The sequence below is a fragment of the Pseudomonas sp. GW823-FHT02E01 genome (genome assembly GCF_058797535.1).
In genome coordinates this window covers 337,646-350,881 of sequence record NZ_JBXAJS010000003.1, presented here as the reverse complement: position 1 = coordinate 350,881, position 13,236 = coordinate 337,646, and the positions used below count along the sequence as shown (strand labels likewise).

At 61.1% G+C, this 13,236-nt stretch carries 9 protein-coding genes; 4 read left to right on the top strand and 5 right to left on the bottom strand.

The genetic code is table 11. The annotated features are described in order from the left end of the window. Positions 1 to 3,342, bottom strand: coding sequence for a maltose alpha-D-glucosyltransferase (gene treS / locus AC1RDQ_RS08860; protein ID WP_492586969.1), 3,342 nt, complete (start codon positions 3,340 to 3,342; stop codon positions 1 to 3). A gap of 232 nt (positions 3,343 to 3,574) precedes the next feature. Beyond that, positions 3,575 to 5,569 carry an alpha-1,4-glucan--maltose-1-phosphate maltosyltransferase gene (locus tag AC1RDQ_RS08855; RefSeq protein WP_492586968.1) on the bottom strand — a complete coding sequence of 665 codons (1,995 nt, stop codon included), beginning with the start codon at positions 5,567 to 5,569 and terminating at the stop codon, positions 3,575 to 3,577. Positions 5,570 to 5,784: 215 nt separating this feature from the next. Between AC1RDQ_RS08855 and AC1RDQ_RS08850 the strand changes: the two genes are divergently transcribed. Beyond that, positions 5,785 to 5,952: a hypothetical protein gene (locus AC1RDQ_RS08850; protein ID WP_198530240.1), complete on the top strand. Its 168-nt coding sequence runs from the start codon at positions 5,785 to 5,787 to the stop codon at positions 5,950 to 5,952. Between the two features lie 36 nt (positions 5,953 to 5,988). Here AC1RDQ_RS08850 and AC1RDQ_RS08845 read toward each other — a convergent pair whose 3' ends face one another. Then, on the bottom strand, positions 5,989 to 6,486 hold the full coding sequence (locus AC1RDQ_RS08845; protein WP_057714964.1) for an MgtC/SapB family protein: 498 nt from the start codon (positions 6,484 to 6,486) through the stop codon (positions 5,989 to 5,991). 121 nt (positions 6,487 to 6,607) lie between these two features. Between AC1RDQ_RS08845 and AC1RDQ_RS08840 the strand changes: the two genes are divergently transcribed. The 3 genes from AC1RDQ_RS08840 to mapR all read left to right on the top strand — a co-directional run bounded on the left by AC1RDQ_RS08840 (position 6,608) and on the right by mapR (position 10,038). Next, entirely contained in the window at positions 6,608 to 6,841 is a 234-nt protein-coding gene (locus tag AC1RDQ_RS08840) for a DUF3203 family protein (RefSeq protein ID WP_057714965.1), read from the top strand. Positions 6,842 to 7,036: 195 nt separating this feature from the next. After that, positions 7,037 to 8,449 carry a cytochrome c oxidase accessory protein CcoG gene (ccoG, locus tag AC1RDQ_RS08835; protein ID WP_492586967.1) on the top strand — a complete coding sequence of 471 codons (1,413 nt, stop codon included), beginning with the start codon at positions 7,037 to 7,039 and terminating at the stop codon, positions 8,447 to 8,449. 179 nt (positions 8,450 to 8,628) lie between these two features. Beyond that, the gene (gene mapR / locus AC1RDQ_RS08830) at positions 8,629 to 10,038 is read left to right on the top strand and encodes a GntR family transcriptional regulator MpaR (protein WP_218496000.1); all 1,410 of its coding nucleotides are present in this window, start codon (positions 8,629 to 8,631) and stop codon (positions 10,036 to 10,038) included. A gap of 150 nt (positions 10,039 to 10,188) precedes the next feature. On the opposite strand, the gene AC1RDQ_RS08825 is transcribed toward mapR, so the two are convergent. Together AC1RDQ_RS08825 and AC1RDQ_RS08820 are read right to left on the bottom strand one after the other, a co-directional pair. Continuing rightward, positions 10,189 to 10,935 carry an SDR family oxidoreductase gene (locus AC1RDQ_RS08825; RefSeq protein WP_057714967.1) on the bottom strand — a complete coding sequence of 249 codons (747 nt, stop codon included), beginning with the start codon at positions 10,933 to 10,935 and terminating at the stop codon, positions 10,189 to 10,191. A gap of 85 nt (positions 10,936 to 11,020) precedes the next feature. Continuing rightward, positions 11,021 to 13,138, bottom strand: coding sequence for a putative bifunctional diguanylate cyclase/phosphodiesterase (locus tag AC1RDQ_RS08820; RefSeq protein ID WP_057714968.1), 2,118 nt, complete (start codon positions 13,136 to 13,138; stop codon positions 11,021 to 11,023). Positions 13,139 to 13,236: the final 98 nt, after the last annotated feature.

Genomic DNA, 13,236 nt, shown 5'->3' with positions numbered 1-13,236 from the left:
CTACTCTCCATCAAGATCGGAAAAGGGTTTAAGCCCACTCAATAATCCATATAAACCGTGCAACGGCACGGGCAACCAGGCGGGGCGATTTTCCGCCTCATAAGCCACTTCATACGCCGCCTTCTCCAGACCGAACAACGCCAGCGCGGCATCCTCGCCTTCGGGATCTTGCCATGCATGGGCAAGACTAGCTGCCGCCAGCCGATAAGCGTCGACAAATGCTTGCCGCGCCTCGCTCAAGTAGCGATCGGTGACCCGCAAGCGCGCGGCATCGGCCGCTGCGGTGTTATCGACGCTCTGCACGTTGATCGCCATCGCCGCCGCATAGTCGAAGGACCGCAGCACGCCGCTGACATCCTTGTACGGGCTGTGTTTGCCCCGTCGTTCATGCAATGGCCGGGCCGGTTCGCCTTCGAAGTCGATCAGGTAGGCATCGCCCTTGATCACCAGCACCTGCCCCAGGTGCAGGTCGCCGTGCACACGAATGCGCAAGCCGCCCGCGGTCTTTTTGCCCAACGCCTGTACATGGCCGAGGATGGCTTTCTTGTTGTCCAGTAAACGGCCGACCAGGGTCTGGTCCGCCGGGTCAAGTTGATTTTTATGCTGCTTGAGCAAGTTCAGCGCGCGCTCGATTTGCGCCGCGACATCCTTGGCCGAGGCCAGCGCTTCCTTCTGCGTAGTGACCTGGGGCAAGAAGTCCGGGTTGGCACTCGGCGCCGCCAGCACCTGGTGCATTTCCCCCAGACGCTGACCAAGCATAGCGGCGAAATCTTTCAGTTCGCCGAGCGCGTTGTAATGCTGTTCCTGCTCGGACACGGCGTCGGCCAGTTCATCACGAAGCGCCCGTTCGAGGTTGTTCTGAGTCCATTCCCAGGCGTCGCCCTGATTGCTCAGGTAGCCTTGGGCGATCATCAGCAAGTTATCTTCACCCGCCCCGTCCCGGCGCACCACAGCCCCCAGCAATGGTGAAATATTGCTGAACCCGGCTTGCGTCAGGTACGCGCTCATTTCCAGCTCAGGGTGCACGCCGCAGGCGACCTTGCGGATCAGCTTCAGCACTAGGCTGTTGCCGATCACCACCGAGCTGTTGGACTGTTCGGCGGACAGGTAACGCACCGGCGAGTCGGCATTGAGGCCGAGTTTTTCCAGTTCGGCGGTGGACTCGAAGCGAATGTCGCCATCGCTGGAGGCCAATACGGTGCCGGCCTGAATGCCCTGCAATACGGCATGCACAAAGGTGTCCAGGCTGAAGGCATCGGTGATCAGGCCGACCTGGCGCCCACGCCGTACCCGCGACAATGCCAATTGCTGCGGCAAGGGAGTACCGACCTGATCTTCCGAGATAAAACCGAACGGCAACTGGTAGCGGCTGCTCTGGCCACCGCTGGTGACATTGATCTCGCTGAACAGCACCGGGTGCTGCGGATCGCCGAATCGCACGCCATAGGCCAGTTCGACCTGTTCGATGGCGGCGTCCTTACCCGCGAACCAGCGGCGGTTCTGCAGCCAGTTGGGCAGGATGCCTTGCACCAGCGTGTTGCGTGACGGCGCTTCGAGCAGTTCCTCCATGCGTTTTTTCAGTACCAGCGTGGTGAAGTCCGGCAGGCTCTGTGCGGGCTCCACGTGCCAGCTCGGCATCTGATTTTCCGCGGCCAGGCCGAACCAGTAAAAGCCGTAAGGCGCCAGCGTGAGGAGGAAATTCAGCTGGCCGATGGGTGGGAATGCGTTACCCCCGAGCATTTCCACCGGCACCATGCCGACGTAGGCCGACAGATCCAGCTCGGCGGCCTGGGCGCTTCGCGACACGTTGGCCACGCACAGAATGATTTCGTGTTTGCCGTCCACCCCGGTGTATTCACGGGTGTAGGCCAGAATCCGCCGGTTGCTGGGCGACAGCATCTTCAACGTGCCGCGCCCGAAGGCCTTGGAATGCTTGCGCACGGCAAGCATGCGCCGGGTCCAGTTCAATAGCGAATGCGGGTCGCCAGCCTGGGTTTCGACGTTGACCGACAGATAGCCGTATTGCGGGTCCATGATCGGCGGCAGCACCAGACTCGCCGGGTCGGCTCGGGAGAAACCACCGTTGCGGTCGATGGACCATTGCATCGGCGTACGCACACCGTCGCGGTCGCCGAGGTAGATGTTGTCGCCCATGCCGATCTCATCGCCGTAATACAGGGTCGGCGTGCCGGGCATGGACAGCAGCAGACTGTTAAGCAACTCGACCCGACGGCGGTCGCGTTCCATCAGCGGCGCCAGACGCCGGCGAATCCCCAGGTTGATCCGCGCCCGGCGGTCGGCGGCATAGTAATTCCACAGGTAATCGCGTTCCTTGTCGGTGACCATCTCCAGGGTCAGCTCATCGTGGTTGCGCAGGAAGATTGCCCATTGGCAGTTGGCGGGTATATCCGGGGTCTGGCGCAGAATGTCGGTAATCGGGAAACGATCTTCCTGGGCCAGCGCCATATACATGCGCGGCATCAACGGGAAGTGAAAGGCCATGTGGCATTCATCGCCGTTCAGGCCTTTCTTGTCGGTGTCGCCGAAGTACAGCTGAGTATCCTCCGGCCACTGATTGGCCTCGGCCAGCAACATGCGGTCGGGGTAGTTGGCGTCGATTTCCGCACGGATCTTTTTCAGGACGTCGTGGGTTTCCGGCAAGTTCTCATTGTTGGTGCCGTCGCGCTCGATCAGGTAGGGAATCGCGTCCAGGCGCAAGCCGTCGATGCCCATGTCGAGCCAGTAACGCATCACCGACAGCACCGCTTTCATGACTTGCGGGTTATCGAAGTTCAGGTCCGGTTGGTGGGAGTAGAAACGGTGCCAGAAGTATTGGCCGGCGACCGGGTCCCAGGTCCAGTTGGACTTCTCTGTATCGAGAAAGATGATGCGGGTGCCATCGTATTTTTGATCGTCATCGGACCACACGTAGAAGTCCCGCGCCGCCGATCCGGGTTTGGCCTTGCGCGCCCGCTGGAACCACGGGTGCTGGTCGGAGGTGTGGTTGATGACCAGTTCGGTGATCACCCGCAGGCCGCGTTTGTGCGCCTCGGCAATGAAGCGCCTGGCATCGGCCATGGTGCCGTAGTCGCTGTGTACGCCACGGTATTCGGCGATGTCGTAGCCGTCATCGCGCCGTGGCGAGGGGTAGAACGGCAACAGCCAGATGGTGTTGACGCCCAGGTCGGCGATGTAATCGAGCTTGGCGATGAGGCCGGGAAAGTCGCCAATCCCGTCGTTGTTGGAGTCGAAATACGATTTGACGTGGACTTGATAGATCACCGCGTCCTTGTACCAGAGCGGGTCCTTGATGAACGTGGCTGCCTTGGGTTTCTTCGCCATGTGCAACTCCTGGTGAATTCATCTTGGCCACAGGCTGAGAATCCCCTGTGGTGAGGATGCTTACCTGTGGCGAGGGGGCTTGCCCCCGTTCGGCTGCGAAGCAGTCGTCAATACAGCGACTTGGTGTGTTGGAAAGAAAGAGCGGGGCCGCTTCGCGACCCAACGGGGGCAAGCCCCCTCGCCACAGGCAGCCCCCTCGCCACCGGCAAGCTCGCTCCCACAAGTTCAGCGTCTACGCGGTAATGCGCCAAATCCCGAACGGCTGATACGCCGGGTCGATCCGCATGAACTGCTGCTTGCCGTGCCAGGTCCAGCGATGACCATTCATCAAATCTTCGCCCTGGGTGCTGGCGTAGTCAGGCAAGCCCATGTCCCATAATGGCAACTCGAAGTTCGCTTCCTGCACGTTGTGCGGATCGAGACTGACCGCCACCAGAATGAAATTGCCTCCATCGGCGCTGCGCTTGCCGAAGTACAGGATGTTGTCGTTCCAGGCGTTGTAGACCTTCAGGCCCAGATGCGTGTGCAACGCCGGGTTCTGCCGTCGGATACGGTTGAGCTGGGCGATCTCGGCAATGATGTTGCCCGGCGCGTTGAAGTCCCGCGGGCGGATCTCATACTTCTCGGAATCGAGGTATTCCTCCTTACCCGGTACCGGAGCCGACTCGCACAACTCGAAACCCGAATACATGCCCCACAGGCCCGAGCCCATGGTCGCCAGCACGGCGCGAATGAGAAACCCGGGACGCCCGGATTCGTGGAGGAACGCCGGGTTGATGTCCGGTGTATTGACGAAGAAATTCGGCCGGTAGCATTCTCGCCACGGCGACTCGTTGAGTTCGGTGAAGTAGGTCGCCAGTTCGGCCTTGGTGTTGCGCCAGGTGAAATAGGTGTAGCTCTGGGAGTAACCGACCTTGCCCAGGCGCGCCATCATTGCCGGGGTGGTAAAGGCTTCGGCGAGGAAGATCACCTCGGGGTACAGCGCCCGTACATCGGCGATCAGCCATTGCCAGAACGGCAACGGCTTGGTGTGCGGATTATCGACGCGAAAGATCTTCACGCCCTCCTCGACCCAGCCCACCACGATGTCGCGCAGTTCCACCCACAGGCTCGGAATCGCCTCGGGGGCATAGAAGTCGACGTTGACGATGTCCTGGTATTTCTTCGGTGGGTTCTCCGCATATTTGATCGTGCCGTCCGGCCGCCAGTTGAACCAGCCGGGGTGTTGCTTGAGCCATGGATGGTCCTGGGAACACTGGATGGCAAAATCCAGGGCGATTTCCAGACCATGGGCCGCAGCGGCCGCCACCAGTCGGCGAAAGTCTTCGCGGGTACCCAATTGCGAGTGAATCGCCTCGTGCCCGCCTTCCTCGCTACCAATCGCATAGGGGCTGCCCGGATCATCGGGACCCGCCGTCAGCGAGTTGTTCGGGCCTTTGCGGTAGCTGCGCCCGATCGGGTGGATCGGCGGGAAATACAGCACATCGAAACCCATGTCCTGGATCATCGCCAGTCGCGTATGCACGTCATTGAAGGTGCCATGGCGCGTCGGGCTGTCGGTGATCGAGCGCGGGAACAATTCATACCAACTGGCGAACTGCGCCAGTTCGCGCTCGACATCCACCGGGTACTCCGGGCTCAGGCTCAGGTAGGCGCGATGATTGACGCGGGCCATGAGGTCGGCGCTACGGGGGTGCAAAAACAGTGCGACCTGCTCGGTTTCGAGCAGTCCTGACAGTTCATGGTGCAAGGCCGCCAGTTGCTCGCTGAGTAGCCCTTCGCTACGCTCGGCGGCCTGCTGGACGTGAATCCGCCCTTCCTGCAATTCCAGACTGACGGGCACTGCTGCCGCATGCTTCTTTTCCAGCTCATGGCAAAAACTGGCGAACTGATCGATCCAGGCTTCGATACAGAACAGATAACGGCCCTGGCTGTCGACCCGGAACTGCCCCTGCCAGCTGTTATTGCCCAGGTCGTTCATGGCCGCGCTTTGCCAGGCGTCCTCGTCCTCGGCCCGCCAGCGCACGCGCACCGCCAGCTTGTCATGCCCGTCGGCGAAGACCTTGGCCGTCACCACCACGTCCTGCCCCACCACGGCCTTGACGGCGAATTGTCCGCCTTCAAGGATCGGCATGATGTTTTCAATGACGATACGCGGCAGCAACAACGCCTGCGACAGTGGCATGTGCGGGTTGTAGCTCAACTCAGTCGGTTTTTCAGCCGTCATCGAGCCTCTCTCCTTACGCCCCATGGACGCGCTTGTGTCTGGTCGCCACCCCGCCGGGCAATCCGCCCCGGGATGCACTCACTTAGGTTCCGAGCGACAGCCGCCGGGAAAGTTTCATCGGCAATTCCCGGAATCAAGTCCTTCGCGCTGCGGTCAACCAATCAGTCCACCTACTTAAGCACGACTCACGCCATGTGCCACCGGAGGCTTGAACAATGAACAATCCATTCCCGGCTGAAACCCCCGATCCCAACATCGACAACCCGGTGATCCCACCCAGCGATCCGCAACCGGTGCCCGAACAGGATCCGCCCGGCACGAACCCGCCACCAAGGGAAGATCCGCCAACGACGATGCCGCCGGTGATTGTGCCCCCTGAATGACGACAGTTGATCGCTCCCATACTGCCGGGGAAGATCTCATTGGTGATCCTTGTCGATCAGTTTCACAATCCCCGGCATCACACTGAACACTCCCAGCGCCAACAACGTACTGAACACCGCCGTCGCCTCCCGGCCCAGCCCGGCCGCGACGCCGATGGCGGCGGTCATCCACAGGCCGGCGGCGGTGGTCAGGCCCTTGACGTGCCCCTCATCGCCGTCGCGATTTTTCAGGATAGTGCCAGCCCCCAGGAAGCCGATCCCGGCAATCACGCCCTGCACCACCCGGCTCATGGCATCGGCCTGTGAGCCGGACATCTGCGGCACCAACACGAACAGCGCCGCCCCCATCGCCACCAGCATGTGGGTGCGCACGCCGGCGGCCTTGCCCTGGTGTTCACGCTCGAACCCGAGAATTCCGCCCAGCACCGCGGCCATCAACAGGCGCACGGTCACTCGCGTCAATTGCGAGGCATCGCCGATGTCGGCGAACTCGCCTTGCAGCGTCACCCAGACTTCGTGCCACCAAGTGTTCATGGGATTGTCCTTATGAGGGGCCATGGACGGTGGACCGCAGCGACCATTAATCGGTTGCACAGAACGATGACCGGCGGTTGCGGCCTGAAACTTTAGTTTCCACTGAAAAAAGGATCCCGTCATGACCGTACGCATCGAGAACCAGACCTGCTTTTTCACCACTGAAAATGGCGAACTCATTCGTCTGTGTCCCGACGTGACCATCATCACCGACGGAGCCATGGCCATGTCGGCAGTGGACATCGAAGGCGAGCGCATCTACATCACGGAAGCCGAGGCCGACGCCTTGACCGTCGCAGGCGCGGTGGATGGACGCCGGCACCTGAAAGCTACCGACAGTGGTTCGGTGATTTGACCGGGATTGAGCCGCACTTGCCGCCGCTGTTTTGCAAAGCTCCATGGACCCTGCAGCGGCGGCTGCTTCAAGTTGTCGCAGTCCGTGCAAACATGGCCATCTGATCCGCTTTTTAATGCAATACCTGAGTCTGTTATGCAAACAGATCGCCGCTCATAGTGCTCATGCCTGATGGAGGCTGATGAGCGAATGACCATGAGCGAAAGAATCCCCGTCCGAACCGTAGAAACATTCGAGCCTTCGCGCCCCAAGATGAAGGCCAAATCCAGCGACAACCTGATCCACACCCGCAGCTTCACCGGGCTGTTCCGCAACCTGCGCATCAGCGGCGCGGGTTTTCTGTTTGTGCTGTTTTTCGGCACCGTGTGGCTGAACTGGGGCGGCCGCCAGGCGGTGCTCTGGGATCTTTCGCAAAGCAAGTTCCATATCTTCGGCGCGACCTTCTGGCCGCAGGATTTCATCCTGCTCTCGGCGTTGTTGATCATTGCCGCGTTCGGCCTGTTTGCGATCACCGTGTTCGCGGGCCGGGTCTGGTGCGGCTACACCTGCCCACAAAGTTCATGGACCTGGATCTTCATGTGGTGCGAGAAGATCACCGAAGGCGAACGCAACCAGCGGATCAAGTTGCAAGCCGCGCCGTGGGGCCTGAACAAGCTGATGCGTCGCGCGGCCAAGCACACCTTGTGGTTGGCCATCAGCCTGCTGACCGGCCTGACCTTCGTCGGCTACTTCACGCCGATCCGGCCGTTGGCCGAAGAGCTGCTGACCTTCCAGATGAGTGGCGTCAGCCTGTTCTGGGTGCTGTTTTTTACCGGCGCCACGTACATCAATGCCGGTTGGCTGCGTGAAGCGGTGTGCATGCACATGTGTCCCTACGCGCGGTTCCAGAGCGTGATGTTCGACAAGGACACCCTGACCATTTCCTACGACGTGGCCCGTGGCGAAAGTCGTGGCCCACGCAAGCGCGAAGTCAAACCGGCCGAGGTCGGGCTGGGTGATTGCATCGACTGCCAGCTGTGCGTACAGGTCTGCCCCACCGGCATCGATATCCGCGACGGCTTGCAGATGGAATGCATCGGTTGCGCGGCGTGCATCGACGCCTGTGACTCGATCATGGACAAAATGGGCTACGCCCCAGGGTTGATCAGCTACACCTCCGAGCATCAGTTGCAGGGTGGCAAGACGCACCTGCTGCGCCCACGTCTTGTCGGCTACACCGCCGTGCTGCTGGTGATGATCGCAGCCCTGGTGATGGCGCTGGTGGAACGACCGATGGTGTCCCTTGATGTCAGCAAGGACCGGGGCCTGTTCCGCGAGAACAGCCAGGGGCAGATCGAAAACATCTACAGTCTGAAGGTGATCAACAAAACCCAGCAGCGTCAGGACTATCAATTGAGCCTGGTGGATGCCGATGATTTCCAGTTGCAGGGCAGGACCGAATTCAGCCTGGCGCCGGGCGAGATTGTCGATGTGCCGGTGTCGGTGGCGATGCTCACGGAGCGTCCGGCCAGCAGTTCACAGAGCATCGGCTTCAAGGTGGTCGACAGCGATGAGCCTGGCGTCTACAGCGTGGCGAAGAGCCGGTTTGTGGCGCCAATGAATCGCTGAGCCTTTAAGATGCTGACCTTTGTGAAGTGCAGTCTTGTTTTGGCAATGCAATCCACTGTGGCGAGGGGGCTTGCCCCCGTTGGATCGCGAAGCGGCCCCAAAATGGGACTGCTGCGCAGTCCAACGGGGGCAAGCCCCCTCGCCACAATTAATCGAACCGACTCCATTGCGGGACACCGATGAAACGCTACGAAAAATTCGCCGACGACATCGCAGAACTGATCCGCTCCGGCGTCCTGGGTCCCGGCCAGCGGGTGCCGTCGGTGCGCTACGCCAGCCAGACCTACGGGGTCAGCCCGTCGACGGTGTTCCAGGCCTATTACCTGCTGGAGCGTCGCGGCCTGATCCGCGCTCGGCCGCGCTCCGGCTATTTCGTCAACGCCCACGCACCCCGGCCGTTTTCCGAGCCGGTGATCAGCAATGAGGTCAACGAGTCGACGGAAGTAGACGTCAGCGAACTGGTGTTTTCGGTGCTCGACTCGATCAAGGACCCGAACACCGTGCCCTTCGGCTCGGCGTTCCCCAGCCCGACGCTGTTTCCCCTGCAACGTTTGTCCCGCTCTCTGGCCAGCGCCAGCCGCGACATGGATCCGCGCATGGTGGTCACCGACATGTCACCGGGCAACCCGCAACTGCGCCGGCAAATCGCCCTGCGCTATATGGTCGGCGGGCTGATGTTGCCCATGGAGGAACTGCTGATCACCAACGGCGCCCTCGAAGCCTTGAACCTTTGCCTGCAAGCGGTGACCGAACCCGGCGATCTGGTGGCCATCGAAGCCCCGGCGTTCTACGCCTGTCTGCAAGTACTCGAACGCCTGAAACTCAAGGCCGTGGAAATTCCCGTGCACCCGCGCGATGGCATCGACCTCGGCGTGCTCGAGCAAACCCTGGAGCGGCATCCGATCAAGGCCTGCTGGTGCATGACCAGTTTCCAGAACCCCATGGGCGCGACCCTGCCCGAGGCCAAGAAACAGCAGCTTGTGGAGTTGTTGCGGCGCCACCACGTGCCGCTGATCGAAGACGATGTCTACGCCGAACTCTATTACGGCCAGCAAGCACCGAAACCGGCCAAGGCCTTTGATACCGAAGGCCTGGTGATGCACTGTGGTTCATTCGCCAAGAGCCTGGCCCCTGGCTACCGCATCGGCTGGGTGGCTGCCGGGCGTTTTGCGCAAAAGATCGAACGGCTGAAACTCATGACCTCGCTGTGCGCCTCGATGCCGGCCCAGGCGGCAATCGCCGATTACCTGCAACACGGCGGCTACGACCGGCACCTGCGTAAATTGCGCCACGCCCTGGAAGACCAGCAAAGCGCCATGCTCGCCGCCATCGCCCGCTATTTCCCGGCGCAGACGCGGGTCAGCCAACCGGCCGGCGGGTACTTTCTGTGGCTGGAATTACCACAGCAGATGGATTCGTTGAAATTGTTCCAGATGGCATTGGCGCAAGGCATCAGCATTGCACCGGGGCCGATCTTTTCACCGACCCAGCGCTTCAGGAATTGTATTCGGTTGAATTACGGCAGCCCGTGGACCGAGGACTCGGAGAAGGCGATGGAGACGTTGGGGCGGATTGTGCGGTCGTTCTGACAGCGCCATGTCGTTTTATAAATTGCTATCGCGAGCAAGCTCGCTCCCACAGGTTTCTCTGTACACACAAGATTTGTGAGCACTTGAGATCCACTGTGGGAGCGAGCTTGCTCGCGATGAGGCCAGCGCAGACAACGCTTGTCTCAGGAACTAACGCCCACCACCAAGATCAACAAAAGTCCCCGTCGCATAAGAAGCCTTGTCCGACAACAACCAGACAATCGCCTCCGCCACTTCATCCGGACGGCCGCCCCGCGCCATCGGGATCGCCGATTCCAGCTTGCTGACCCGATCCGGATCGCCGCTCAAGGCATGGAAATCGGTGTAGATGTAACCCGGACGCACGGCGTTGACCCGAATCCCCTCACCCGCCACTTCCTTGGACAGGCCGATGGTGAAGGTGTCCAGCGCGCCTTTGGACGCTGCGTAATCCACGTACTCGTTGGGCGATCCCAAACGCGAGGCGACCGACGATACGTTGACGATGCTGCCGCCCTGCCCGCCGTGCCTGGGCGACATGCGCAGGATCGCGTGCTTGGCACAGAGCATCGGCGCCAGGACGTTGGTTTTCATGATTTTGAGAATGCGGAACTCGGACATCTCGTCGACCCGGGACTTCTGCCCGACGGTGCCGGCGTTGTTCACCAGCGCAGTGACCCGCCCCAGTTCACTGTCCACCCGATTGAACAGCGCGATCACTTCGTCTTCGATGCTGACGTCGGCCCGTACCGCAATGGCTTGCGCACCGAGGGCGCGGACTTGCTCCAGCACGCCGAATGCAGACTGTTCGTCCGCCTGATAATTGATGCAGATCCGATAGCCCTGCGCGGCGGCCAACAGAGCGGTGGCGGCACCGATGCCGCGGCTACCGCCAGTGATGACTATGACTTTGTCCATGCGAGCTTTCCCCCAATCAAAGCTTAAGCGGTCGGGGGCAAGAATAACCGCCATTGGCGGTTTTTGCATGGCTTCACATCGGCTGTCATGTCATCGACATCTCGCGCCTGGCACTGGCTTTCAACTGCTCGACCAACTGCTCCCCGCGATGGATTTCCACCATGAAACCTGCTGCCGGCAGCGGATGCCCCAGCAGGTAACCCTGCAACGAATCGCAGCCGAGCTGAGTCAGGAAGTCCTGCTGCACGCCGGTTTCCACGCCTTCGGCGACGATGCGCAACCCCAGTGCCTGCCCGAGGGCGACGATGGCCGAAACGATGGCGGCGTCATCGCTGTCGCGCTCCAGGTCCCGGACAAAACCGCGGTCGATCTTCAGCTCGTTGGCCGGCAGGCGCTTGAGGTACATCAAGCTCGAATAGCCGGTACCAAAATCGTCGATGGACAGGTCGACACCCATTTCCGACAGTTCCTGCAGCACCGTCATGCTCGCATCGGCATCGCTCATGGCGGTGGTTTCGGTGATTTCCAGGGTCAGGCTGTTGGGTGGCAGATGGTGCGTCGCCAGCGCCCTGGCGACGCTCTGGACCAGCCCGGCATGGCAAAACTGAATGGCCGAAAGGTTCACCGCGATGCGCCAGTCGGTGTAGCCCAGCACATACCACTCGCGCATCTGACGGCAGGCTTCGTTGAGCACCCACTCGCCGATCGGAATGATCAGCCCGGTTTTTTCCGCCAGCTCGATGAATTTGTCCGGCAACAGCATTCCTTGAGTCGGGTGTTCCCAGCGCAACAAGGCCTCGGCGCCCACTGGCCGGCCATTGGCGGCGTCGAACTTGGGCTGGTAATGCAGGCTGAATTCCTGCTGTTCCACGGCATTGCGCAGATCCTGCAGCAATTGCAGCTGCTTGCGGGCGTTGTTGTTCATCGAGACATCGAAAAAGCTGTAGCCGTTTTTACCCGCGCCCTTGGCGTGGTACATCGCCGCGTCGGCGTTCATCAGCAGTTCGTGGGCGGACTGCCCGTTACCCGGGTAGAGCGCGATGCCGACGCTGGCGGAAATGTGCAAATCATGTTCGGCAACCCGGAACGCGCGCGCGATCAACCCGACCTGACGGGCCGCCAGGTTCAAGGCGTCGTTCTGTTCGCTCAATTGCACCAGCAACACGAACTCATCGCCGCCGATCCGCGCCAGGGTGTCCTGGCTGCGCAAGTCTTCGCGCAGGCGCAGGGCCACTTCGCGCAACAACAGATCACCCATGTGGTGGCCAAAGGCATCGTTGACCGGTTTGAAGCCGTCCAGATCGATGAACATCAGGGCAAAGCACCCCCCTTCTTCCCGGACCCGCGACATGGCCTGATCGATTCGATCGGCGAGCAACGTCCGGTTCGGCAACCCGGTGAGGGTGTCGTGCAGGGCCAATTGGGTCAGTTCACGGTTGGCCTCGGTCAGCGACTGGGCCAGGCTCGCGGTGCGAGCCTCCAGGCGTGCATCGAGGATCGAGGTCAGCAGGGCAATGCTCAGCACCGCCAACGTGGTGATCAGTACCAGGTTGTCCAGGCCATTGCCGCTCAATCCATTGACCGCCGCGCCACAGAAACTGCCGTCGGCAAAGCGTGCGGCGGCCATCCCGGTGTAGTGCATGCCGACGATGGCGATGCCCATGATCACGGCGGCGCCACCACGGATCAGACGGACATAAGGCGTGTGCTGGCGCAGATGGAAAGCGATCCACAATGCTGCGCCCGAAGCACCGACAGCGATCAGCAGCGAGGCGCCGAACAGCGTCGGGTCATAGTCGATGCCCGGTTGCATGCGCATGGCAGCCATGCCGGTGTAGTGCATCGCGCTGATGCCGGCGCCCATGACCAACGCGCCAAAGGCCAGTTGCCAGGCCGGCAATTGCGGCTGGCTGACCAGCCACAGCGCAAAACCGCTGGAGAGCACGCCGATCAGCAACGACAACAGGGTGATGGTCCCGTCGTACCCCAGGTCGATCGGCAACTTGAACGCGAGCATGCCGATAAAGTGCATCGACCAGATGCCGATGCCCATGGCAACGGCCCCGCCCGCAGTCCACAAATGCACGGCGCGGCCTTTGGCGGTGGCAATGCGTCCGGTCAGGTCCAATGCGGTGTATGAGGCGAGAATCGCTACACAGAGCGAAATGATGACCAGGGTGGGGGAATAGCTGCCGATGAGCATGGAGACTTCTCGCGAAAGCCCCCTTGTTAATGGCTTTCATTCTCGGGTGGGGGCAAATGCGGCGATTGTACTGATTCCAAATGAGAACGCACTCACAA